This window comes from Nonomuraea sp. NPDC004354, assembly GCF_053602555.1.
Map to the genome: position 1 here is coordinate 609,536 of NZ_JBSGDV010000001.1, position 22,490 is coordinate 632,025.

At 71.3% G+C, this 22,490-nt stretch carries 21 protein-coding genes; 14 read left to right on the forward strand and 7 right to left on the reverse strand.

The window, feature by feature from the left end; all coding sequences use genetic code 11:
• Positions 1–10: 10 nt before the first annotated feature.
• The 7 genes from ACWENQ_RS02905 (at position 11) to ACWENQ_RS02935 (ending at position 7,561) form a co-directional block, all read left to right on the forward strand.
• Positions 11–913: an aldose epimerase family protein gene (locus ACWENQ_RS02905; protein ID WP_452412724.1), complete on the forward strand. Its 903-nt coding sequence runs from the start codon at positions 11–13 to the stop codon at positions 911–913.
• A 328-nt stretch (positions 914–1,241) separates the two neighbouring features.
• Positions 1,242–3,563, forward strand: a complete 2,322-nt coding sequence (locus ACWENQ_RS02910) for an FtsK/SpoIIIE family DNA translocase (protein WP_354906679.1) — start codon at positions 1,242–1,244, stop codon at positions 3,561–3,563.
• Positions 3,564–3,654: 91 nt separating this feature from the next.
• Entirely contained in the window at positions 3,655–4,404 is a 750-nt protein-coding gene (locus ACWENQ_RS02915) for a helix-turn-helix domain-containing protein (protein ID WP_449916864.1), read from the forward strand.
• Between the two features lie 57 nt (positions 4,405–4,461).
• Entirely contained in the window at positions 4,462–5,871 is a 1,410-nt protein-coding gene (gene rimO, locus ACWENQ_RS02920) for a 30S ribosomal protein S12 methylthiotransferase RimO (protein ID WP_354906677.1), read from the forward strand.
• Positions 5,868–6,440: a CDP-diacylglycerol--glycerol-3-phosphate 3-phosphatidyltransferase gene (pgsA, locus tag ACWENQ_RS02925; RefSeq protein ID WP_354906676.1), complete on the forward strand. Its 573-nt coding sequence runs from the start codon at positions 5,868–5,870 to the stop codon at positions 6,438–6,440. Before rimO ends, pgsA begins: the two co-directional genes overlap by 4 nt.
• A gap of 4 nt (positions 6,441–6,444) precedes the next feature.
• A complete protein-coding gene (locus ACWENQ_RS02930) occupies positions 6,445–6,948 on the forward strand; it encodes a CinA family protein (RefSeq protein ID WP_452412725.1) in 504 nt (167 codons plus the stop codon).
• Between the two features lie 256 nt (positions 6,949–7,204).
• Complete coding sequence (locus ACWENQ_RS02935; RefSeq protein ID WP_354906842.1) at positions 7,205–7,561, forward strand: helix-turn-helix domain-containing protein; 357 nt, start codon at positions 7,205–7,207, stop codon at positions 7,559–7,561.
• 9 nt (positions 7,562–7,570) lie between these two features.
• Here ACWENQ_RS02935 and ACWENQ_RS02940 read toward each other — a convergent pair whose 3' ends face one another.
• Both ACWENQ_RS02940 and ACWENQ_RS02945 read right to left on the reverse strand, forming a co-directional pair.
• Complete coding sequence (locus tag ACWENQ_RS02940) at positions 7,571–8,350, reverse strand: DNA-formamidopyrimidine glycosylase family protein (protein ID WP_452412726.1); 780 nt, start codon at positions 8,348–8,350, stop codon at positions 7,571–7,573.
• 142 nt (positions 8,351–8,492) lie between these two features.
• On the reverse strand, positions 8,493–8,942 hold the full coding sequence (locus ACWENQ_RS02945) for an RrF2 family transcriptional regulator (protein WP_354906673.1): 450 nt from the start codon (positions 8,940–8,942) through the stop codon (positions 8,493–8,495).
• Between the two features lie 203 nt (positions 8,943–9,145).
• On the opposite strand from ACWENQ_RS02945, the gene ACWENQ_RS02950 reads away from it, so the two are divergent.
• Positions 9,146–10,306, forward strand: a complete 1,161-nt coding sequence (locus tag ACWENQ_RS02950; protein ID WP_449916854.1) for an ROK family transcriptional regulator — start codon at positions 9,146–9,148, stop codon at positions 10,304–10,306.
• Here the strand turns inward: ACWENQ_RS02950 and ACWENQ_RS02955 are convergent, their stop codons facing one another.
• From ACWENQ_RS02955 to ACWENQ_RS02970, 4 genes are all read right to left on the reverse strand, one after another.
• Positions 10,307–11,740 carry a glycoside hydrolase family 3 protein gene (locus ACWENQ_RS02955; protein ID WP_449916851.1) on the reverse strand — a complete coding sequence of 478 codons (1,434 nt, stop codon included), beginning with the start codon at positions 11,738–11,740 and terminating at the stop codon, positions 10,307–10,309.
• 213 nt (positions 11,741–11,953) lie between these two features.
• The gene (locus ACWENQ_RS02960) at positions 11,954–12,805 is read right to left on the reverse strand and encodes a carbohydrate ABC transporter permease (RefSeq protein WP_354906670.1); all 852 of its coding nucleotides are present in this window, start codon (positions 12,803–12,805) and stop codon (positions 11,954–11,956) included.
• Positions 12,802–13,818: a carbohydrate ABC transporter permease gene (locus ACWENQ_RS02965; protein WP_452412727.1), complete on the reverse strand. Its 1,017-nt coding sequence runs from the start codon at positions 13,816–13,818 to the stop codon at positions 12,802–12,804. The genes ACWENQ_RS02960 and ACWENQ_RS02965 overlap by 4 nt, the downstream gene beginning before the upstream one ends.
• Before the next feature lie 2 nt (positions 13,819–13,820).
• The gene (locus ACWENQ_RS02970) at positions 13,821–15,161 is read right to left on the reverse strand and encodes an extracellular solute-binding protein (protein ID WP_354906668.1); all 1,341 of its coding nucleotides are present in this window, start codon (positions 15,159–15,161) and stop codon (positions 13,821–13,823) included.
• A 166-nt stretch (positions 15,162–15,327) separates the two neighbouring features.
• Here ACWENQ_RS02970 and ACWENQ_RS02975 point away from each other — a divergent pair, with 166 nt between their 5' ends.
• The 5 genes from ACWENQ_RS02975 (at position 15,328) to ACWENQ_RS02995 (ending at position 20,304) form a co-directional block, all read left to right on the forward strand.
• Positions 15,328–16,488: an ROK family transcriptional regulator gene (locus tag ACWENQ_RS02975; protein WP_354906667.1), complete on the forward strand. Its 1,161-nt coding sequence runs from the start codon at positions 15,328–15,330 to the stop codon at positions 16,486–16,488.
• Between the two features lie 12 nt (positions 16,489–16,500).
• The gene (locus ACWENQ_RS02980) at positions 16,501–17,142 is read left to right on the forward strand and encodes a M15 family metallopeptidase (RefSeq protein ID WP_354906666.1); all 642 of its coding nucleotides are present in this window, start codon (positions 16,501–16,503) and stop codon (positions 17,140–17,142) included.
• A 157-nt stretch (positions 17,143–17,299) separates the two neighbouring features.
• Complete coding sequence (locus ACWENQ_RS02985) at positions 17,300–17,476, forward strand: hypothetical protein (RefSeq protein WP_452412728.1); 177 nt, start codon at positions 17,300–17,302, stop codon at positions 17,474–17,476.
• Positions 17,477–17,626: 150 nt separating this feature from the next.
• The gene (locus ACWENQ_RS02990; protein ID WP_452412729.1) at positions 17,627–19,123 is read left to right on the forward strand and encodes an ATP-binding protein; all 1,497 of its coding nucleotides are present in this window, start codon (positions 17,627–17,629) and stop codon (positions 19,121–19,123) included.
• On the forward strand, positions 19,120–20,304 hold the full coding sequence (locus ACWENQ_RS02995) for a tetratricopeptide repeat protein (protein WP_449916837.1): 1,185 nt from the start codon (positions 19,120–19,122) through the stop codon (positions 20,302–20,304). Before ACWENQ_RS02990 ends, ACWENQ_RS02995 begins: the two co-directional genes overlap by 4 nt.
• Before the next feature lie 340 nt (positions 20,305–20,644).
• Here the strand turns inward: ACWENQ_RS02995 and ACWENQ_RS03000 are convergent, their stop codons facing one another.
• A complete protein-coding gene (locus ACWENQ_RS03000) occupies positions 20,645–21,547 on the reverse strand; it encodes an oxidoreductase (protein ID WP_452412730.1) in 903 nt (300 codons plus the stop codon).
• A gap of 224 nt (positions 21,548–21,771) precedes the next feature.
• On the opposite strand from ACWENQ_RS03000, the gene ACWENQ_RS03005 reads away from it, so the two are divergent.
• Positions 21,772–22,434 (forward strand): hypothetical protein, encoded by a 663-nt coding sequence (locus tag ACWENQ_RS03005; protein ID WP_452412731.1) that lies wholly within the window; start codon positions 21,772–21,774, stop codon positions 22,432–22,434.
• Positions 22,435–22,490 lie beyond the last annotated feature (56 nt).

A 22,490-nucleotide genomic window follows, 5' to 3' on the forward strand; every position in this document is an offset into this window, starting at 1 on the left:
AGGCGCGCGGATGAGCATCGAGCGTCACGAACTGTCCTGCGAGGGGATGCGCGCGGCCGTCCTGACCTACGGCGCGGCCCTGCAGTCGCTGGAGGTGGACGGCGTGAACGTGGTCCTCGGCCTGGAGGACCCTGAGGAGTACCGCACCCGCAGCCGCTACTTCGGCGCCGTCGTCGGCCGGTACGGCAACCGCATCGCCCGCGGCCGCTTCACGCTCGACGGCACCACCCACCAGCTACCGGTCAACAACGGGCCCAACAGCCTGCACGGCGGCGTCGACGGGTTCGACAGGCGGATCTGGCGCGTGACCGCCGCCTCCACTGCGGCCGTCACCCTCGAACTGGTCAGCCCCGACGGCGACCAGGGCTACCCGGGGACGCTGACCGCCTCGATCACCTACACCCTGGACGGACGCGCCCTGCGGCTCGACTACCGGGCCCGCACCGACGCGCCCACCGTGGTCAACCTGACCAACCACAGCTACTTCAACCTCGCGGGTGGCGGCGACGTGCTGGGTCACGTGCTGCGGATGGCGGCCCCGCACTACCTCCCGGTGGACGAGCAGAAGATCCCCACGGGCGAGACGGCCCCCGTGAAGGGCACGGACTTCGACTTCACCGAGCCCCGGCGCATCGGCGGCTGGGAGGACCACTGCTTCGTCCTCGACGGCGGGATCAGGGTGGTCGAGCCGGTCAGCGGGCGGGTGATGGAGGTCTCCACCACCGAGCCGGGCGTGCAGTTCTACGCGGGCGGGATGCTCGACGGGGTGGCCACGCCGTACGGCAGGCACGCCGGGTTCTGCCTGGAGACGCAGCACTTCCCCGACTCGCCCAACCAGCCGCACTTCCCCTCGACGGTGCTGCGGCCGGGCGAGACCCACACCTCGACGACGATCTACCGCTTCCCTGCCTGACCGCGGCGAGCCGCCTGACCGCCGCGAGCCGCCTGACGGGGCGGCCCGTCGCCCACCGCGCACCAAACCCGAAAGAGCTCGCAATCTTGACGTCGGGGATATCGGCGAGCCTCCACCCCATCGACACTGTCTCCGACGTACCTTTGGCATCATGGCCACCCGTACGCCGAAAGGCGCATCGAAGGGGCCGGCGAAGCGACCGACCTCGTCACGCTCGACTCCGGCCAAGCGGACGACATCCCCGTCAGCCACGCGCTCGAAGAAGACGTCGGCGCCCGCCCGCAGACCCCCCGCCACCCACCAGGACCCGATCAGCTGGGTCTTCACCATGATCGGCAAGTTGATCGTCGGCCTGTGGATGCTGGTGGCCAACGGCATCGGCAGCGCCGCCAGAGCCCTGGGCAACCAGGCGCGCGAGCTCGATCCCGCCCACCGGCGCGACGGGGTCGGCCTGGCGGTGCTGGCGGGCGCGATCGTGCTGGCCGCCATGACGTGGCGCCAGTCGCGCGGCACGGTCTCCGAGGTGGTCAGCGCCGTCATGCACGGCGTCTTCGGCTCGCTGGCGTGGGCGATCCCGCTGCTGCTCGGTCTGCTGGCCTGGCGCTTCCTGCGCCATCCCGACCAGAACGCCGACACCGGGCGCATGGTGATCGGCTGGAGCGCGCTGCTCACCGGCGTGCTCGGGGTCGTCCACGTGGTCAACGACGTGCCGTACCCGGCGGGCGACGCCACCGACGGCATGGACAAGATCTCGGCGGCCGGTGGCATGGTGGGGTTCATCGTCTCGGCGCCGCCGGCGAGCATCCTGCCCGCGTGGGTGACGATCCCGCTGCTGCTGCTCCTGTCGGGCTTCGGCGTGCTGGTGATCACCGCCACGCCGGTGCACCGGATCCCCGAACGGCTGGCCGAGCTGCGCCACATGCTCTTCGACAAGGGCGGCGCCGCGCCCAGGCCGAGCGAGCCGGTGAAGAAGCGGGTCAGGACCAAGAAGCCGGAGCCGCCCGACGGGGCCAAGCCGTACGACAGCCCGGTCCTGTCGGAGAAGGAGCGGCACTCTCCCGAGATCGTCCCCGGGCTGGTCGAGGACGAGCCGCAGGAGGCGCCCGAGCCGCCGCGGCCGGTCGCCGCGCCGCCCGAGCCGACGCCGGCGCCGCGCAAGGTGGAGCAGCTGGTGCTGTCGCCGCAGGCGGGCCCGTACGTGCTGCCCGACCTGCAGACGCTCAGCCCCGGCACCCTGCCCAAGCCGCAGACCAAGGCGAACACCACCGTCGTCAACGCGCTGACCAGCGTGCTGGAGCAGTTCGGCATCGACGCGCAGGTGATCGGCTTCACCCGCGGACCGACGGTCACGCGCTACGAGATCGAGCTCGGCCCGGCCGTGAAGGTGGAGAAGGTCACCGCGCTCACCAAGAACATCGCCTACGCGGTGAAGTCGGCGGACGTGCGGATCCTGTCCCCGATCCCCGGCAAGTCGGCGATCGGGGTGGAGATCCCCAACGCCGACAAGGACCTGGTCGCGCTCGGCGACGTGCTGCGCTCGCAGGTCGCCCAGGCCGACCACCACCCGATGATCGTGGGGCTCGGCAAGGACGTCGAGGGCCGCACCATCGTGGCGAACCTGGCCAAGATGCCGCACCTGCTCATCGCGGGCGCCACCGGCGCGGGCAAGTCCGTCTGCGTCAACGGCCTCATCACCTCGATCCTCATGCGCGCCACCCCTGACGAGGTGCGCATGGTGCTCGTCGACCCCAAGCGCGTGGAGCTGTCGGTCTACGAGGGCATCCCCCACCTGATCACGCCGATCATCACCAATCCGAAGAAGGCCGCCGAGGCCCTCGAATGGGTGGTGGGCGAGATGGACCGCCGCTACGACGACCTGGCCGCCAGCGGCTTCCGGCACGTCGACGAGTTCAACAAGGCCGTCAAGGCGGGCAAGCTGGTGCCGCCGCCCGGCAGCGAGCGCGTCTACCAGCCCTACCCCTACCTGCTGGTGATCGTCGACGAGCTGGCCGACCTCATGATGGTCGCCCCGCGCGACGTCGAGGACTCCATCGTCCGCATCACGCAGCTGGCGCGCGCGGCGGGCATCCACCTGGTCATCGCCACCCAGCGGCCGAGCGTGGACGTCGTCACCGGCCTCATCAAGGCCAACGTGCCGTCCCGGCTGGCCTTCGCGGTCTCCTCGCTCACCGACTCCCGCGTCATCCTCGACCAGCCGGGCGCCGACAAGCTGGTCGGCCAGGGCGACGCGCTCTTCCTGCCGATGGGCGCGAGCAAGCCGATCCGCATCCAGAACGCGTTCGTCTCCGAGAAGGAGATCGCCGGGATCGTCTCCCACTGCAAGCAGCAGATGCAGGCCGAGTACCGCGACGACGTGGCCGCCGTGGCGGTCAAGAAGGAGATCGACGAGGACATCGGCGACGACCTCGACGTGCTGATCCAGGCCGCCGAGCTGATCGTCACCACCCAGTTCGGCTCGACGTCGATGCTCCAGCGCAAGCTCAGGGTCGGGTTCGCGAAGGCGGGCCGTCTCATGGACCTGCTGGAGTCGCGTGGCGTCGTCGGCCCGAGCGAGGGTTCCAAGGCGCGCGAGGTGCTGCTGAAGCCCGACGATCTGCCCGGTCTGCTGGCCGACTTGCGGGGAGAGTGACCCCTGCGCACCGTTGCCGACGATAACTGATTGAATAGGAGTAACTACGCAACGTCGGGGGCGGGGAGGCGTCGTTGTGAACGATCAGAGCATGGGGGCTGTACTGGCCCAGGCGAGGCAGGCGGCGGGGCTGACGGTGGGCCAGCTGAGCGCGACCACCCGGATTCGTGAGGCGCTCCTGTACGCCATCGAGCGGGACGACTTCTCCATGTGCGGCGGCGACTTCTACGCCAGAGGCCACGTCAGGGCGATCGCCAAGGCGGTCGGTGTCGACCCCGAGGCGATGGTCCAGCGCTACGACGCCCAGCACGCCGGGGTGTCGCAGCCGCTGCGCGCCGCCGCCGTCTTCCAGAACTTCAAGGGGCTCAAGCTGCGCGAGCGCAGGGGCCCCAACTGGACGATGGCCCTGGGCGTCGCGCTGACCATCGTCGTGATCTTCGGCGTCGTCAGGGCGATGGGCGGGTCGGGCGACGTGCCGACGGCCGACATCCAGCCGGTCTCCTCGCGGCCGAGCGTGCCGCCGAACGTGCCCAACGCGGGTCCGGCCCGCCGTGCGGCGGCGCTGTCCACCCAGAAGAAGTCCGACATGGTGACCGTCAAGGTGCGGGCCAAGCGGTCGTCGTACCTCAACGTGCGCGACGCTGACGGGCGCAAGCTCTTCGCGGGCACCTTGCCGGCGGGCAAGACGTCCACGTGGACGGCCAAGAAGACGGTGCGGATGACCATCCACGACGCGGGCGCGGTGTCGCTGCAGGTCAACGGCAAGGAGCTGGGGTCGCCGGGCGCGCGGGGCGAGCTGGTCAGGCGCACCTACAGCGTCTCGGCGCCGCGTCCGCGCTGACGAGTGCGGGGGAGGTGCGACGGGTAGTGGCCAAGTGCCGATACCGTAGTGTCCACCATGTCATCCCGCCGAACCGTATCGCTGATCACTCTGGGCTGCGCGCGCAACGAGGTCGACTCCGAGGAGCTCGCCGCGCGACTTGATGCTGCCGGCTGGCAGCTGGGCGACGACGACGATGCCGACGTCGTCGTCGTCAACACCTGCGGCTTCATCGACTCGGCGAAGAAAGACTCCATCGACACGCTGCTGGCGGCCGCGGACTCCGGGGCCAAGGTCGTGGCCGCGGGCTGCATGGCCGAGCGCTACGGCAACGAGCTGGCCGAGGCGCTGCCCGAGGCCAGCGCGGTGATCTCCTTCGACGACTACGCCGAGATCGGTGCCCGCCTCGACGACGTGCTGGAGGGCAGGCCGCTCAAGCCGCACACGCCGCGCGACCGCCGCACGCTTCTGCCGATCTCGCCGGTGGAGCGCTCGGCCGCCAAGGCGAGCATCCCCGGGCACGGCGACCTGCCGGCGGGCCTGGCGCCCGCCAGCGGGCCCCGCGTGCTGCGCAAGCGTCTGGACGAGAGTCCCGTCGCCTCGCTGAAGCTCGCCTCTGGCTGCGACCGCCGCTGCTCCTTCTGCGCCATCCCCGCCTTCCGCGGCGCCTACGTCTCGCGCGCGCCCGAGGAGCTGCTGGCCGAGGCCGACTGGCTGGCCCACCGCGGGGTCCGCGAGCTGGTCCTGGTGAGCGAGAACTCCACCTCCTACGGCAAGGACCTGGGCGACCTGCGCGCGCTGGAGAAGCTGCTGCCGCAGCTGGCCGCGGTCGAGGGCGTCGAGCGGGTGCGGGTCAGCTACCTGCAGCCGGCCGAGCTGCGCCCCGGGCTGCTCGACGTGATCGCGGCGACCGAGGGCATCGCCCCCTACTTCGACCTGTCCTTCCAGCACGCCAGCGGCACCGTCCTGCGCAGGATGCGCCGTTTCGGTGACCCTGAGCGCTTCCTGGGCCTGCTGGAGCAGATCAGGGCCAAGGCGCCCGAGGCGGGCGTCCGCTCCAACTTCATCGTGGGCTTCCCCGGCGAGACCGAGGAGGAGTTCGGCGAGCTGGTCGGCTTCCTCGAGGAGGCCAGGCTCGACGTCATCGGCGTGTTCGGCTACTCCGACGAGGACGGCACCGAGGCGGCGACCTTCGACTCGAAGGTCGAGCAGGAGATCGTCGACGAGCGCGTGCGGATCCTCACCGAGCTGGCCGAGGAGCTGACCTCGCAGCGGGCCGAGGAGCGCATCGGCACCGAGGTCGACGTGCTCATCGAAGAGGACCTGGGCGACGGCGGCTACGAAGGCAGGGCGGCACACCAGGGCCCGGAGGTCGACGGTTCCGTCACGGTGCAGGGCATCGGCCTGGTCCCAGGGCAGATCGTCAGGGCGGTCGTGGTCGATGCCGAGGGGGTCGATCTGATCGCGCGAATCAAGGCCGGTCCATGACCCGAGACGAGCGCCGGGTGGTGAGCCCGTGGAACATCGCCAACGTCCTCACGGTGCTCAGGTTGGCGCTCGTCCCCTTGTTCGTCGTCTTCCTCTTCGTGCCGGGCACCGGCTGGAGATACGCGGCCCTGGGGGTGTTCGGGCTGGCCTCGATCACCGACCACCTCGACGGGGAGCTGGCCAGGCGCTACCACCTGGTCACCGACTTCGGGAAGATCGCCGACCCGATCGCCGACAAGGCGCTCACCGGGGCGGCCCTGGTGAGCCTGTCGATACTCGACGAGCTGCCCTGGTGGGTCACGATCGCGATCCTCGGCCGCGAGTTCGGCATCACGATCCTGCGGTTCGTCGTGATCAGGCACGGTGTCATCCCGGCCAGCTACGGCGGCAAGGTCAAGACCGTGCTGCAGATCACGGCGATCGTGCTCTACCTGCTGCCCAACGTGCCCGACGTGATCCGCTGGGTGGCCATGGGCGCCGCGCTGGTGGTGACTCTCGTCACGGGCGCCGACTACGTGATCCGCGCCATCAGGCTGAGACAGGTGGCCAAGCGGGCCAGAGCGGAGTGAGCTGATGCGGACGGACGTGCCGGGCGCCGCGGGCGTGATCGAGCTGCTGATCCGGCAGGGGGCGACGCTGGCCGTGGCCGAGTCGCTCACCGGGGGGCTGCTGGGGGCGACCTTCACCGCGACCGGCGGCGCCTCCGCGGCCTTCAGGGGCGGCGTCATCTCCTACGCCACCGATCTGAAGCGGGAGCTGCTGGCCGTACCGGGGGAGCTGCTCGCGCGGGAGGGCGCGGTCCATCCGGAGGTCGCCGCGGCCATGGCCCGCGGGGTGGCCCGGCTCTGCGGCGCCACGTACGGCCTGGCGGTCACCGGGGTGGCGGGCCCCGACCCGCAGGACGGCAAGGCCGTCGGCACTGTTCACGTGGCGCTGAGCGGCCCTGAGGGCAGGATCTGGCATCGCGATCTCATGGGCGGGCACTCTCGCGACCGGATCAGGGACCGGACAGTCGACGAGGCCGTTGATCTCCTCGCAGGTGTGCTGAAGGCCAACGTGGGGGAACATTCCGGGTGATTACCGTGTTACGTCCCCAGCGAACATGCGAACCACGGTCTGACGCGGTGTCGGTGGATACGGGTACGGTGGAGCTGTGAGTGAGGTCCGTGAGCCATCTGCAAGCCCCGCGAGCCAGGCTGGCGGGCCCAACGATCCGCGCAGGCGTCCGATGATGACGGCGAGGAGTATGTACGAAGCGAAGCGAAAGAACGGGCGGCACGATCCGATCGCGCATGGCACGGTGAAGACCACCGCGCCGGGGAGGGAGCGACAGATGATTCTGCTGCGTCAGCTACTTGGAGATGTTCTGAGGCGGCTGAGGGTGCGGCAGGGACGCACCCTGCGTGAGGTGTCGACGCTGGCGCGCGTGTCTCTGGGCTACCTGTCCGAGGTCGAGCGTGGTCAGAAAGAGGCATCCTCCGAGCTGTTGGCCTCGATCTGCGGTGCCCTCGGCGTGCCGCTCTCGCAGGTGTTGCGTGAGGTTTCCGACCAGTTCGCGCTGGCGGAGCTCCAGGCTGCCCCTGTGCTCGCCGATGTGCCGGAGCGGGAGCGTCTGCCGCTGTCCGAGACCGTGCCCGGGTCGATCGGCGACTCGGTGTTCCCCGAAGTCAAGGACATGGTGGCCGCCTGACAGCAGGGCTCAGCCCGGTTGGCAGCGGTCGCACCACAGGATCAGGCGTTCCTGTGGCTGTGCCCCCATCTCCCCGCGCCTGATGCGAGATCCGCATCGGCGGCAGGGTCTTCCAGCCCTGCCATAGACCCACGTCTCGAAGCCGCGACGGCGATCACCTGTGGTGACGGTGGCCGCGTGATCCTTGTTCGCCGCCAGCAACCGCTGGGCGAGCGAGACCAGGCCGTCGAGATCGGCGATGGAGCCGACGGGACGCCAGGGTGACACGCCCTTGAGAAACAGTGTCTCGGCGCGGTAGATCGTGCCAATTCCCGCGAGATTGCGCTGGTCGAGCAGCGCCTCCCCGATCGTCGTGTCCGGGTTTCTGCGCAGCCTGGCGACCGCTTCCCGTTGATCCCAGTCCGGGCCGAGCAGGTCGGGGCCGAGGTGGCCGATCAGGGTGTGCTCGTGCTCGGTCCTGAGCAGGTCCACCGCCCCCAGTCTGAGGCCGACCGCCTGCCACGTGGCGTTGGCCAGGACGAGCCGTACCGTGTCGCCGCGCGGCAGCCCGCGTCCCGCCGGCATGACGACCCAGCTGCCCTCCATGCGCAGGTGCGTGTGCACGGTCAGGCCGCCCTCGACCCTGGTGAGCAGGTGCTTGCCGTACGACACGGTCGCGGTGACGGCGCGCCCGGTCAGGTCGGCGGTGGCGTGGCGCGGCACCCTGAAGTCCGACCTGGTCAGCACGCGGCCGTCGAGCGCCTGGCGCAGGCGCGCGGCGGTCCGGTAGACGGCGTCACCCTCGGGCACGGGCGCCCACCCACTCGTCCGGCAGGGCGGTCAGGCTGCCCGCGCTGGTCCTGACCACGTTCACCTTCGCCACCGGCGACCTCCTCATGACGGTCCACGGCCCTGGCGCGCGCCGCGCTCGCCCTGCTGTGGTGGCGGGAGGTCAGTCCCAGGCGGCGGGGTCGGCGGCGAGCGACCGGACGCTCTCCGGCAACGCGCCGGTGGCGACGTGATCGAGCGTGACCTCCTCGAGGATGGCCCGTTCGGTGGCGCGCAGGGCGATCCACACCTGCTGCAGCGACTCGGCGGGGCCGCGGTATCCGACGTGCTCGGGGCGCTCGCCCCGCACGTTGGCCAGCGGGCCGTCGACCGCGCGGATCACGTCGGCCAGGGAGATCTCCGCCGCGGGCCTGGCCAGCACGTAGCCGCCCTCGGGGCCTCGCTGGCCGCGGACGAGCCCCGCGCGGCGCATCTGGAGCAGGATGTTCTCCAGGTACTTGGGTGGCATGTCCTGCTCTTTGGCGAGTTCGCCCACGGTGGTCGGACCCGCTCCAGCTGCGGCGAGTTCGGCGGCGGCACGAAGGGCGTAGTCGACACGAGCGGAAAGGCGCATGTTGTCGATTATCCCTCCTGGTCAACACTGGTTAGACGCGCGGGGACCCGCATGGGCCGGTGATCCGCGTACGGCAGGCGCGGTACCTCGGCGGATGCGCTCGACCAACCCCGGCAGGCGCGCGCCGCACGCGGCCCTGCGGGAGAGCGTGAGCCTTCCTCACGTCATGCGCGCCACCGGGCAACGGGGCTAAGCTTTGGGGCGTGGAGCGACGTCCTGGTGTGCCCAGGTTGCTGAGGGAGATCAACGACCGGGCCGCATTGGAGTTGCTGCTCGCCACCGGGCCCATGACCCGCGGCCAGATCGGCGACCACACCGGCCTGTCGAAGGTGACCGCCTCCCAGACGCTCGCGCGCCTGGAGGAGCGCGGCCTGGTCGAGGTGGTCGGCGAGCAGGCGGGCGGGCGCGGCCCCAACGCCGCCCTCTACTCCGTCGTCTCCTCCAGCGCCTACGTCGCCGGGCTCGACGTCGGTCCCGAGTTCGTCTCCACCGCGATCGCCGACATCCACGGGCGCACGATCGCCGAGGTCACCGTCGCCCCCAACGGCCATGACGACCCGGTCTCCGTCGTCCACAGCGCGGTCGTCAAGGCCTGCCGCAGCGCCAAGGTCGGCCTGGCCAAGCTGCGCGGCGTGGTGATCGGCACGCCGGGCGTGGTCGATCCGCGCAGCGGCGACGTGCGCTTCTCCTTCGACCTGCCGGGCTGGCACGAGGGCATCCACGAGGCGCTGGCGGGCGACCTCAAGCGCGAGGTCACGATCGAGAACGACGTCAACCTCGCCGCCCTGGCCGAGCGCGCCGCCGGAGCGGCCAAGGGGGTCGACGACTTCGTGCTGCTGTGGGCGGGGCGCGGCCTCGGCCTCGCGGTGATGCTCGGCGGCAGGCTCCACAGGGGGCGCTCGGGCAGCGCGGGCGAGATCGGCTACCTGCCGGTGCCCGGCGTGCCGCTCGCCGAGGACATCAGGGCGGAGCCCGGGCGGCTGCCGTCCCTGGCCGGCGGCCTGCAGTCGCTGGTCAGCGCGGTCGCGGTGCAGGAGCTGGCGCAGAGTTACGGCTTCGCCGGCATCGCCGAGGCGGTCGCGGCGGGAGAGCGCGGCGAGCCGCTGCTCGACGAGATCGCCCACCGGATCGCGCTCGGCGTCGCGTCGGTGTGCGTGGTGCTCGACCCCGGGCTGGTCGTGCTCGGCGGCGAGGTCGGCAAGGCGGGCGGCTCGGCGCTCACCGCGCGGGTGGAGGAGGCCGTGGCCAGGATCTGCCCGATCAGGCCGGAGGTCGTCACCACCGCGGTGGCCGACAACCCCGTCCTGCGCGGCGCGGTCCTCGCTGCCCTCGACCAGGCCCGCGAGGAGCTCTTCGCGTCCTGATCAGGCGGTCAGCAGCTCGACGGCCGCCTGCGCGTTCGCCCGCGCAGCGCCGTACGTCGCGATGTAGGCGGCGCTGTCGGGGCGCCAGATCGGCAGGCCCATCTCGATCACGGTGGCGTCGGGACGGGCGCTCACCAGGGCGGTGACCAGGTCCCTGCTGTCGGTGTAGCGGTGCGCGTCCTTGACCACCACGACGAGCGAGCGGCCGGCGGCCCTGCGCAGCAGCGTGTCGAGGTCGGCGTCGGCGGGCTTGACCCTGACGGTCTCCGCGGTGGGCAGCTTCAGGCCCCACGGGACGTCGCCGACCGCGATGGTGGGCGGGGTGTCGATCTCGATCACCAGCGGGTCGCGCAGCGGGTTGGTGGCGCCGGTGACGGTGACCGCCCGCCGCGCCGCGTCCAGGCCGATGCCGCCCTCCTCGACGGCGGCGCCGGTGGCGGAGCCGAACCAGGCCCGCAGCTCGGCCACGCGCCCGGCCGCCTCCTCCAGGCGCGACAGCGGCAGCCGTCCCTCGTCCACCGCGTCGACGATCGCGGCGATGACCTGCCGGACGTCGTCGTAGGTCGGCACGGGGCCGAGGCACAGCAGGTCGGAGCCGGCGGCCAGCGTGCGCAACGCGCCTCCGGCCAGGCCCACGGTGTCGGTGATCGCGTGCATGTCCAGGGCGTCGGTGATCACGACGCCCTCGTAGCCGAGCTCGCCCCTGAGCAGCTCGGTCAGCGCGGCGGCCGACAGCGTCGCGGGCTCGTCGCCGGTGATCACCGGTACGGCGACGTGCGCGGTCATGACCGACCTGGCGCCCGCCTTGATCGCGGCCTGGAACGGCACGAGCTCCCGCTCGCGCAGCACGTCCAGCGAGACGTCGACCACGGGGACGGCCAGGTGGGAGTCGACGCGGGTGGCGCCGTGGCCGGGGAAGTGCTTGACGCAGGCGGCCACGTTCACCGACTGCAGGCCCTGGACGGCGGCGACGGTGTGCCTGGCGACCAGCGCGGTGTCGTTGCCGAACGAGCGGGTGCCGATCACCGGGTTGTCGTCGGCGGTGTTGACGTCGGCGTCCGGCGCCATGTCGAGGTTCACGCCGCAGGCGGCCAGCTCCGCGCCGATCGCCCGGTAGACGCGGTGGGTCAGCTCGACGTCGTCCACGGCGCCGAGAGCGGCGTTGCCCGGGTAGGGGCTGCCGACGTGGTAGGCCAGGCGGGTGACGTCGCCGCCCTCCTCGTCCAGCGAGATGACCGGCTCGCCGGCGGCCTTCAGCGTCGCGGTGAGCTCGCTCAGCCGCGCGGGGTCGGCGACGTTGAAACCGAAGAGCGTGACGCCGCCGAGGCCGTCCTCGAGCTCGCGCAGGATCCAGTCCGGGGCGGTGGTGCCCTGGAAGGCGACGAGCAGCGTGCCGGCCGCAAGGCGGCGCAGCCCCCGATCTCTCCGGCTCATCTGACAAACTCCCCTTTTCGGCGGTCGAGCCCTCCGCGCCCGTGCGGTGGCCGGGCGGTGCGGGGGCGTGGGCGTGGTGGTTCTGACGGGCAGGGAGCCGGTACGGCCCGCACGTCCGCTGTCGGGGGCGCGAGCCGTACCCCCTGCCGGTGGGCAGGGTGAGGTACGGCGGCCGCGTGGGTGTGCGGCGCCGTACGAGCACCTGGGTTTCGGTCAGCCCTTCACGGCGCCGGCCACCAGGCCGGAGACCATGCGGCGCTGCACCAGAAGGAAGAAGATGACGACAGGGATCGTCATCAGCGTCGAACCGGCCATGATCGCGCCCCAGTCGACGCCCTTCTGCCCGAAGAAGAACTGGAGGGCGACGGGCATGGTGTAGCCCTCCGAGCCGGACATCAGGTAGAGCGCGAAGACCAGGTCGTTCCACGCGGTGATGAACGAGAAGATGCTCGTCGCCACCAGGCCGGGCGCCACCAGCGGGAACAGGACCTTCCAGAAGGTCGTGAACCGGCTGGCGCCGTCGATCCAGGCCGCCTCCTCGAGGGTCTTGGGCACGGCGGCGACGAAGGTCCGCAGCATCCAGATGCCGAAGGGCAGGGTGAGCGCCACCTGCGTGACGATCAGGCCGAGCAGCTGGTCGCCCAGGCCGACGCGCTTGACCATCATGTACAGCGGGATCAGCAGGCCCTCGGAGGGCAGCATCTGCACGATCAGCAGCACGATGAGGAAGGGCGCGCGCCCCTTGAACCTGAACCTGGCGATGGCCGTGGCCGACAGCAGCGCGAACGTCGAGCCGATCAGCACGGTGCCGAGCGCGACGATCGCGCTGTTGCGCATGTAGAGCCAGATCGAGTTGTTCGCCACGCCCTCGGTGAGCACCCGCGCGAAGTGGTCGAAGGTGAAGTGCGTGGGGAAGAGGATGAAGTCGGTGGTGAAGATCTGGTCGTTGGCCTTGAAGCCGGTGGAGACCATCCAGTACACGGGGAAGGTCGCGTAGAGGAAGACCAGGACCCCTGCTCCGTTGAGGAGGATCTTGCCGAGCCTCTTGCGGGCCAGCGGAGTCATGACATCTCCTCCTGCTTCACGATCTGACGGACGTACACCACCGTGATGATCAGCAGGATGATCGTCAGGATCACGGAGATGGCCGCGCCGCTGCCGAGCTTCTGCGGCGGCTTGAACGCCTCGGCCACTGCGTACATCGACAGGTTGAACGCCTCACGGTTGGTCGGGCCGTTCATCAGCACGTAGAGCTGGCTGAAGACCTTGAAGTCCCAGATGATCGACAGGATCGTCAGGACGGCGAAGACCGGCCTGAGCAGCGGCAGGGTGATCTTCCCGAAGGTCCGCCACGCGCCCGAGCCGTCCACCTTGGCCGCCTCGTAGAGCTCGGCGGGGATGCCCTTGAGGCCGGCGAGCACCGAGACCGCGATGAACGGGAAACCCGCCCACACCAGACAGAAGATCAGGACCACGTAGAGGGTGAACGCGTCGTTCAGCCAGGGCTCGCCGGTCCAGTCGGCCCTGCCGAACAGCAGGGAGGACAGCCCGTCGGGCAGCAGGTTGAGCACCCAGTTGATGGCGCCCGCGTCGGCGTCGAACAGCCAGCGCCAGATGACGCCCTGCGCGACGGGCGGCACGGCCCACGCGAACATGCAGCCGATGACGACGAACAGCGACATCTTCTTGCCGAGCTTGTGCAGGAGCACCCCGACGGCGGTGCCCACGACGAGGGTGAGGGTCACCGTCACGGCCGCGAAGATGATGGTGTTGCGCAGCGCGGACCAGAAGATCTCGTTGTCCAGGACTCTCTGGAAGTTGTCCCAGCCGACCCATTCGGCCGGCCTGGTACCCCTGACCTGGGCCAGGCCCACCTTCTGGAAGGCCATGACGGTCAGCTGGACCATGGGGTAGAGCAGGAGTCCAGCGATCACCAGCAGGCCGGGCACGAGCAGGACGTACGGGACCGCCCAGGTGGGGAGCCCGCCGGCCCGGTTGGGGCGGTCGGGGCTCTTGCGGCGCCGACCCGGGGCGGGGGACTGGCCCCCGTCCCGGGCGATCGTAGACGTGTTCGCCATTACTACTGGTTCAGGATCTCTTCGAGTTCCTTGTTGGCGTCGGCCAGGGCCGCCGCCGCGTCCTTCTTGCCCTCGATGACCGACCTGGCCGCGTTCTGGAGCACGGCCTTGGTCTCGTTGGCCTCGGTCCAGTTGGGGTCGGCGGGGAAGGCCTTGGCCTTGGCGAAGGCGCGGGCGAACGGGCCCTGGGCCGGGTCCTCGTTCAGCTTGGCCAGCGAGTCGGGGTAGATCGGCAGCAGGCCCTGCTCCATGGCGTACCGGTCGGCCCAGGTCTTGCTGGTGGCCAGCTTGATGTACTCCTTGCCCAGGTCGGCCTGCTGGGTGCTGCCCCACAGCGCGATGTCGTTGCCGCCGAAGAAGGAGGGGGCCTCACCGCCGGACTTGGCGGGCAGCGGGAAGAAGGCGAGCTTGTCGCCCTTCAGCTTGCCCTTGCTGTCCTCCTGGATGCCGGGCAGGTCCCAACCGGCGGTCAGGTACATGCCGACCTTGTCGTTGGCGAAGCGCTTGCGGATGTCCACCGTGTTCTGGGTGAGGCGGGACTTGCCGGACAGGCCGTCCTGCACCAGGCCCGTGTAGGTCGCGAAGCCCTTGGCGAAGGCCGGGTCGGTCAGCTTGCCGACCCACTTGTCGCCCTCCTTGACCGCGTACTCGGCGCCCTCGGACCAGGCCAGCGCGCCCAGCAGGTGGTTGGCGTCGGAGCCGCCGTTGAAGGCGAAGCCGTCGATGTCCGCGCCCTTCTCCTTCTGGATCTTCTTGGCCGCGGCGACGAGCTCGTCCCAGCTCTTGGGGACCTCGATCTTGAGCTCCTTGAACCAGTCGGCGCGGTAGAGGACGGCGCGGGCGCCGGCGCCCCACGGCACGCCGTAGATCTCGTTGTCGATGGTCTCCAGGCCGAACAGGTTCTTCGGGATGGCCGCCTGGTCGCCGACCTGCGCGACGTCGGTGACCGGGGTCAGCGCGTCCTGGCTCTGCCACAGCGGGACCTGGTCGTTGCCGATCTCGGTGACGTCGGGGCCGCCCGAGCCGGTGGCGGCGGCGGCGAACTTGTCGTTCACCTGCGGCCACGGGATCCACTCGAGCTTCACGTCGGCGCCGGTCTGCTTCTTGAACTCGGCGTTCAGCTCTTCCATGTACTTGGCGGCGGCGGGGTTGCTGTCGCCCAGGCGCCAGACGCTGAGCGTCTTGCCCGCGTACTTGGGCCCGGCCTCGGAGGCGGCGGCGGAGGCGGAGCCGGAGGCGGCGGGCGCGGCGGACTGGGTGGGCTGGCCGGAGCCACAGGCTGCCAGGCCCAGCGCAAGCGCGGCGGTGGTCGCCGTGGCGGCCGTGATCTTCGCGATCTTCACTAGGGTTCTCCCTTCCCGGCTAACGCGTCGGGGGTTGCGCTCATGTCATGCCGTAGAGATCACCGAAGCCTTGATCGCCGGCCTCGGTTGACTGCTGCTAAACTAACAAGAAACTTTCTTAAAAAAAACATGCGTTAGCGGATCGTGACGAGAGGAGGGGCCGTCCATGGCACGGAACCCGGGAACCCCGCAGTTGTTGCGCAGGCTGAACGACCGCACGGCGCTGGAACTCCTTCTGTCGGAAGGCCCGCTCACCCGGGCTGAGCTGGGAGAACGCACGGGGCTTTCCAAGGTAACCGCGGGTCAGCTGTTGTCCCGCCTCGAGGAGAGAGGCCTGGTCGAGGTCGCGGGCCAGCGCGCCGGCGGCAGGGGGCCGCACGCCGCCCTCTATGCCGTGGTTCCCTCCAGCGCCTACGTCGCGGGGCTCGAAGTGCTGCCCGACAGCATCGCGGTGGGTGTGGCCGACATCACAGGTAAAGTCGTGGTCGAGGTCACCGTCGACCCGTGCGACGGCCGCGACCCGGTCAGGGCCGTCCACGGCGCCGTCCAGCGGGCCTGCGACTCCGCCCTGATCAGCCTGTCCCAGCTGCGCTCCTTCGTCATCGGCACCAGAGGCGTCGTCGACCCGCGCACCGGCGACGTGCGTTTCTCCTACGACCTGCCGTCCTGGCACGTCGGCGTGCTGGCCAGCCTGCGCGAACGGCTCGGCGCCTCCGTCACCATCGAGAACGACGTCAACCTGGTCGCCCTCGCCGAGCACCGCCACGGCGCCGCGGCCGGGCACGACGACTTCGCCGTGATCTGGGCGGGCGTCGGGCAGGGGCTCGGCGTCATGCTCGGCGGGCGGCTGCACCGGGGCATCACCGGGGGCGCGGGCGAGATCGGCTGGCTGCCGGTGCCGGGCGAGCCGCTGCCGGTCGACGTCTCCCACCCGCAGTCCGGCTCCTTCCAGCGCCTGGTCGGCAAGGAGGCGCTGGAGGGCCTCGCCCAGACGTACGGCATCGCGGGCGCCGGCGTCGCCGACCAGGTCCGCGCGGCGACCGCGCAGGGCCACGACGCCTACCTGCAGGAGGTCGCGGGACGGCTGGCGGTCGGCGTCGCCGCCGTCGCCGTCGTCCTCGACCCGGGCCTCATCGTGCTGAGCGGCGACCTCGGCAGGGCGGGCGGACCGGCGCTGGCCGAGCGGGTGGAGCAGGCCGTGGCCAAGGTCTGCCCGAGCCAGCCGCGCGTCGCCGCGACCGCGGTGGCCGGCAACCCGGTGCTGCGCGGCGCGCTGGTCGCCGCCCTCGAGCAGGCCCGCGAGCAGGTCTTCTCCGACACTGTGTGAGAATTCTCGACTATGCGCGACATCGTGTTGATCTCCGATCCCCGGGTGGCGGCCATTCCCGTGCAGGAGTGCGGCGAGCCGCTCGAGGACGTGCGGGGGAGGTTGCGGGTCGACTCACGCCTGGCGGACGCGGAGGGCGCCTACGCGCACCTGCGCGCGGGCCTGCTGGCCAGGCTGGAGAAGGCGCCGCTGCCTTCGGGGTACGAGTTGCTGGTCGTCGAGGGATACCGGCCGATCGAGACACAGCGGAGGTACTTCGAGGAGTACCGGGACCAGCTGCTCACCGACTTCCCTGACATGTCGCCCGACGAGGCGCATGTGGCGGCGAGCCGGTACGTCTCGCCGGTGTCCGTCGCCCCTCACACGGCGGGGGCGGCGGTGGACCTGACGTTGTGCTCACCCGACGGGGAGGAGTACGACATGGGCACGGCCGTCAACGACAACCCCGAGCAGAGCGACGGGGCGTGCTACACGGGGGCGCCGAACATCTCCGCCGAGGCGCGCGGGAACAGGGAGATCCTGGTGGCGGCGCTGGAGGAGATCGGCCTGGTGAACTATCCGACCGAGTGGTGGCACTGGTCGTACGGGGACCGGTACTGGGCGATGGCGACGGGCGCCCCGCACGCGCTGTACGGGCCGACGAACCTGTCCTGAGCCCCGGGCTCCCCGGCGGGAGCCCGGACGGACGCGGGGCCGGGTCAGCGGGTCAGCGGGGTCAGCGGACGGGACGCCAGCGCAACGGGTCACCGGGCCCCGCGGTGACCAGCAGCCCGGCGTGCGCGGTCAGCACCCGCCCGGGGACGGCCACGGCGTGCTCCGCCCACGCCGCCCCGGGAATCCGCGTCCGCAGCACCCCGAGGCGTCCAGGGCGAACAGCCTGCCGTTCATCCCGGCCAGCGACACCGCCCCCGCCGACGACCCGTCGTCCTCCCAGGTGGCCGAGCCGAACGGCAGCCGCCACAGCGCCCCCGAGCCGGTCGCCACGTAGAAGGCGACTGCCGCCCGCGCTGTCGACGGGTGCCGCGAGGGCCTCCTTCTGCTCCGCGCCCGGCCGCTTTCCGGGCCGCCATGTCGCTCCATTTCGGTATGTTGCGTATTTGTGGTGGATTGATACTCCTGCGACAGAAGGGAATGGCTCGTGCGCGACGCAGGCCTCCAGGCGCTCCGTGAGGCGGCGCGTCTGTCACCCGACAACCTCCCGCTGCGCCAGCACCTGGCCGCCCAGCTGCTCGACAAGGGGTACCTCGCCGAGGCCGAAGCCGAATTCCGTGCCGCGCTCGTGCTCGCGCCCGGCAACCCGGACATCATCGCCGGACTGGCGGAGGCGTTCGTCAGGCAGAGCAACCACGGTCCCGCGCTGGCGGCGCTCGACCAGCTGCTCGCCGTACCCGGCTATCCCCCCAGGCTGGGGGTGCTGGCCGCGCGGGCGCTGCTCGGCGAGGGCGATGTGCCCGCGGCGGCCAGGCGCTACCACGAGGCGGTCTCCCGCGACCCGTCCGTCGGCGACCCCGAACTCGCCGCCAAGCTCGCTGTCCCCGCCGCGCCGGCCCCGTCGTACCCGGCGCCGCAGCCGTACCAGCCGTACCAGGGGCACCCGTCGTACCCGGCGCCCGGCCAGGGCTACCAGCACCAGCAACCGGCCTACCAGCAGGCCCCCACCTACCAGCAGAGCCCGGCCTACCAGGAACAACCCCCTGCCTACCCGCAGGGCCAGGGCTACCCGCTGGGCCAGGGCTACCAGCAGGCGCCGGAGACCAGTGCCGAGGTGGAGCGCTCCGCCACGTCCTTCGCGGACGTGGCCGGCATGGAGTCGGTCAAGGAGGCGCTGCGGATCAAGCTGCTGCTGCCGATCCAGCAGCCCGAGCTGTTCGCCGCGTACGGCAAGCGCGCCGGCGGGGGTGTCCTGCTGTACGGCCCGCCGGGAGCCGGCAAGACCCACCTGGCCAGGGCCGCCGCCGGAGAGCTCGGCGCCTCGTTCGTCAACGTGGGCCTGGCCGACATCCTCGACATGTACGTGGGGTCGAGCGAGCGCAACCTGCGCGCCACCTTCGACCTGGCCCGCCGTAACCGGCCGTGCGTGCTGTTCTTCGACGAGGTCGACGCGCTGGCGGCCCGCCGCTCCGACATGCGGCAGGCGCACGCGCGGCAGCTGGTCAACCAGTTCCTGGCGGAGCTGGACGGCGTGGACCAGCACGCCAACGAGGGTGTCCTGGTACTGGCGGCGACGAACGCCCCCTGGTACGTGGACGTGGCCTTCCGCCGTCCGGGTCGGCTCGACCAGCCGGTGTTCGTGCCGCCGCCCGACGCGGCGGCACGGGCGGCCATCCTGCGCATCCTGTGCCGCGACAAGCCGCTGGCCGAGATGGACTTCGACGCGGTGGCGCGGGCGACCGAGCATTGCGTCGGCGCGGACCTGAAGGGTGTCGTCGACCGGGCGGTCGAGGCCAAGCTCCAGCAGTCGATCAGCGCGGGCCGCCCGCTGCCGCTGTCGACGCCCGACCTGCTGGCCGCCGCGGGGAGCGTGCGGCCGACGGCGGTCCGCGAGTGGATGGCGACCGCGCGCAACTACGTGATGCACGCCAACGACTCGGGCGCGTGGGACGAGCTGATGCCGTGGGTCAAGGGGAAGTGGTGACGGTCACCGGTTCGCTCGACCGGGCACGGACGCTGCTGGAACTGCGCCGGCCCGCCGACGCCGAACGGGAGCTGCGCGGCGTGCTCGCGCGGGAGCCGCACGACACGACCGCGCACGCCTTCCTGGCGCTCGCGCTCATCCAGCAGGGCGGCGTGGCCGAGGCGGTGGCGGAGGCGCACGAGGCGGTACGGCTGGCGCCGGACCACTGGTTCCCCCATTACGTGGCCGGCCAGGTGCACCAGCGCGCCGGCCGTCCCGACGAGGCGTTCGCGGCGGTCAACGCGTCGCTGGCGCTGGAGCCGCAGCACGCGCCGACCTGGGAGCTGCTGGCCAGGACACATCTGCTGCGGGGCGAGTGGCAGGGGACGGCGGAGGCGGCGAGCCGGGGGATGGCGATCGACCCCGACGACGCCGACCTGGCCAGCCTGCTGGCCGTCGCGCTCACCATGCTCGGGCAGGCCGAACCGGCCAGGGCGGCGGCGGCGCGTGCCGTACAGCTGGATCCGGAGAGCGCCACCGCGCACCTCGCCTACGGCAGGATGGCGCTGGCCTTCAAGGATCCGGGGACGGCCGCCACCGCCTTCCGCGAGGTGCTGCGGCTCGACCCGGGCTTCGGCCAGGCGCGAGAGCTGCTGGTGCAGGCGTTGAAGGAGCGCAATCCGCTCTACCGGCTGCTCGCCGGGCTGCGAGGTAACTTCCGGGGCGGGCGGCTGGCGTTCCTGCTGCCCGCCGTGCCGCCGCTGATCGTGGTGTTCATCCTCATCGCGGTGCTGCACTGGGCGGCGTGGGTGGCCGAGTCGTGGACGACGCTGCGCCTGGCCCGCGCCAAGGCCACCAGCCTGCTGTTCGAGGGGGTCGAGGCACGGGTGGCGGTGGCCTGCTGCGGCCTGGTCGCGGCTGGTGCGGCGCTGCTCGCACTGGGGGTGGTGGCCGGCCTCGGCGCGGTGGGCACCGCGGGGGTGGCGGTCATGGCCCTGGCCACTCCCGTGCAGGAGGCCGTGCACACCGGCTCCGCCGCCGGCAGGGGGCTGCTGTACGGCTGGACGGCGCTGCTCGTCCTGGCCGTCGTCGCGGCGGTGGTGTTCGCCTCGGCGACGACGGCGTTGCTGGCCGTGTACGCGGCGCTGGCCACGATCTGGCTCGCGGCGGGCGTGCGGCGCGCGCTGCCCCACGACGCCTGAGCCCGCTCCCGCGCCTGACCCCGCCGGAAGTGCGGCGCGCGCTGCCCTGCGACGCCTGAACCCGCTCCCGCGCCTGACCTCGCCGGGCGTGCGGCGCGCGCTGCCCCCCACGACGCCTGAACCCACCCGCCAGGCTCGGGCACAGGGACCGGCATCAGAACCCTCGCGGCCGGCGCCGCCCGTTCGATCCCGATCGTGCCGGTGGACGGCGTGCACGCCAGCCGCTTCACCGCGTAGGCGCCGCTGATCGTGCCGACCCGCCGGACCTCGTTGTGGCCGGCATGCCCGAGCTCGAGCCTGCCGCACACCACCGCAAGATCGCCCACGCGGGCGGTGTGCCCTACCCGTTCATCGCGAAGTGAACATCCGTCAACTCTTCCGAGATCTCCCACAACCTCGCCGCGGCCTTCCGGTCCTTCGACGCCGGCGAGGAGTCCACGATCGTGGGATAGCCCCACACCTCGAACGGACCGCCAGGCCCCACGAAGCTCCCACCGGGCAGGTCCGCCACCGTCGCCGCGAAGAGCAGCGGCAGCGCGCCCCGCCCCGCGCTCTGCGCGAAGACCGCGTTGGTGACCGTCTGGCCCAGCTCCATGAAGCGGTTGCCGGCCATGCGCGGACCCGCCGTCTGGAGGTTCGTGGACGCGTAACCCGGATGCGCCGCCACGCTGGTCAGGTGGCCGTTCGCGCGGCGCTGCAGCTCGTGGGCGAACAGCAGGTTGGCCAGCTTCGACTGCCCGTACGCCAGCCACTTGTGGTAGCCCAGCTCGCCGTTGAGGTCGTCGAACCTCATGCGCGCCGCCACGTGCGCCAGGCTGCTGACCGTCACCACCCTGGCGCCGCGCAGCCGCGGCAGCAGCAGCCCGGTCAGCGCGAAGTGCCCGAGATGGTTGGTGCCGAACTGCATCTCGAAACCGTCGGCCGTCTTCCGGTACGGCAGCGCCATCACGCCCGCGTTGTTCACCAGGATGTCGACGCCGCTGGTGATGCCCGCCGCGAACTCCCGCACCGACGACAGGTCGGCCAGGTCCAGCCGCCGGACCTCGATCGAACCCCTGGGAGCGGCCCGGAGCATCCGTTTGCGCGCGCTCTCGCCCTTCGCCGTGTCCCTGCAGGCCAGCACGGTGGTGGCACCACGCCTCGCCAGCTCGCCCGCCGTGATCATGCCGAGGCCGCTGCTGGCACCCGTCACGATCGCCGTCTTACCCGACAGATCGGGAATCTCCGCCGCTGTCCACACCATGAAGATCACCGTAGCCGCTCCGCCGGAGCGAGCAGGACCGGATCTCCGCGAACGGCGAGCCCCAGAGGCCGCCGCCTACCCGTCGACGAGCCTCGGGGCCTGGCCCTCCGGTCGAGGCTCTTGCCCCGGTTGAGCGCCTGGTCGGGCGGGATCGGCGCCGCGCCCAACTCGTCGAGGAGAAGCGGTCGCGTGACGCGACCGAGCCGACGCCGCATGATGCGTTCATGGCGGAACTCTGGGACTTATGGATGCGCTGGCTCGACGGTCGGCATCTCACCGGGGTGACGCTGTGGGGCTGGCCCCTGTTCCTGTGGGGACGAGTGGGAAAAGCGTCACAGTTCCTCGCCGCGCTGACGGTCGTCCTCGATCTTGTGGGCCCGGAGGCGCTGCGCGGATTCGGCCGGCGCTTGACGGGGATCTCCTGGTCACGGGCGCGTCAGGTAGGCAGGTCGGTGCTGGCCGTCATCGTGGCGATCCTCGTCCTCAGCCTTCCCGTGGTGGGCCTTCTGGCTGCCTCGTTGGCGTTCATGGAACAACAGGGCCAGCCGGTACCGGATCTTCCCAGGGTGCCCGGTCACTGGCCGTTGATCGCCATGGGCCTGTTTCTCGCGCTGTGGGGAGCCGCCGCCCTGGCGTTCCAGGTGACAGGACGAGCCACCGGCTCGGAGGCGCTCGCGGCCGGATTCGTCCACGTCCCGGAAGCGTTCGCGTACGTGCTGACGGCCCTGTGCTTCTGGCTCCCGTGGGCGTTGATCTGTGGTTTGTGCGTGCCTCTCCTACGCGGGACCGCCTTCCTGCTGGACCGGGCTCGACCAGCTCATCCCGCGCGAGTGGTGGCCGCGGTGCTCTTCATCATCGGCTTCCATTTCGACTTCCTCGCCTCATGACCGCCGTCGCCCAGGAAGGGGAAGGGGCCGTACGCGCGTGCGGCGCCCGCCAAGCC

Coding starts and splice junctions, on each gene's coding strand:
- ACWENQ_RS03005 (WP_452412731.1), top strand. CDS start 21,772: ATGGCGGAACTCTGGGACTTATGGATGCGCTGGCTCGACGGTCGGCAT.
- ACWENQ_RS02945 (WP_354906673.1), bottom strand. CDS start 8,942: ATGCGCCTTTCCGCTCGTGTCGACTACGCCCTTCGTGCCGCCGCCGAA.
- ACWENQ_RS02910 (WP_354906679.1), top strand. CDS start 1,242: ATGATCGGCAAGTTGATCGTCGGCCTGTGGATGCTGGTGGCCAACGGC.
- ACWENQ_RS02935 (WP_354906842.1), top strand. CDS start 7,205: ATGATTCTGCTGCGTCAGCTACTTGGAGATGTTCTGAGGCGGCTGAGG.
- ACWENQ_RS03000 (WP_452412730.1), bottom strand. CDS start 21,547: ATGGTGTGGACAGCGGCGGAGATTCCCGATCTGTCGGGTAAGACGGCG.
- rimO (WP_354906677.1), top strand. CDS start 4,462: ATGTCATCCCGCCGAACCGTATCGCTGATCACTCTGGGCTGCGCGCGC.
- ACWENQ_RS02930 (WP_452412725.1), top strand. CDS start 6,445: ATGCGGACGGACGTGCCGGGCGCCGCGGGCGTGATCGAGCTGCTGATC.
- ACWENQ_RS02915 (WP_449916864.1), top strand. CDS start 3,655: ATGGGGGCTGTACTGGCCCAGGCGAGGCAGGCGGCGGGGCTGACGGTG.
- ACWENQ_RS02965 (WP_452412727.1), bottom strand. CDS start 13,818: ATGGCGAACACGTCTACGATCGCCCGGGACGGGGGCCAGTCCCCCGCC.
- ACWENQ_RS02980 (WP_354906666.1), top strand. CDS start 16,501: ATGCGCGACATCGTGTTGATCTCCGATCCCCGGGTGGCGGCCATTCCC.
- ACWENQ_RS02975 (WP_354906667.1), top strand. CDS start 15,328: ATGGCACGGAACCCGGGAACCCCGCAGTTGTTGCGCAGGCTGAACGAC.
- pgsA (WP_354906676.1), top strand. CDS start 5,868: ATGACCCGAGACGAGCGCCGGGTGGTGAGCCCGTGGAACATCGCCAAC.
- ACWENQ_RS02955 (WP_449916851.1), bottom strand. CDS start 11,740: ATGAGCCGGAGAGATCGGGGGCTGCGCCGCCTTGCGGCCGGCACGCTG.
- ACWENQ_RS02960 (WP_354906670.1), bottom strand. CDS start 12,805: ATGACTCCGCTGGCCCGCAAGAGGCTCGGCAAGATCCTCCTCAACGGA.
- ACWENQ_RS02905 (WP_452412724.1), top strand. CDS start 11: ATGAGCATCGAGCGTCACGAACTGTCCTGCGAGGGGATGCGCGCGGCC.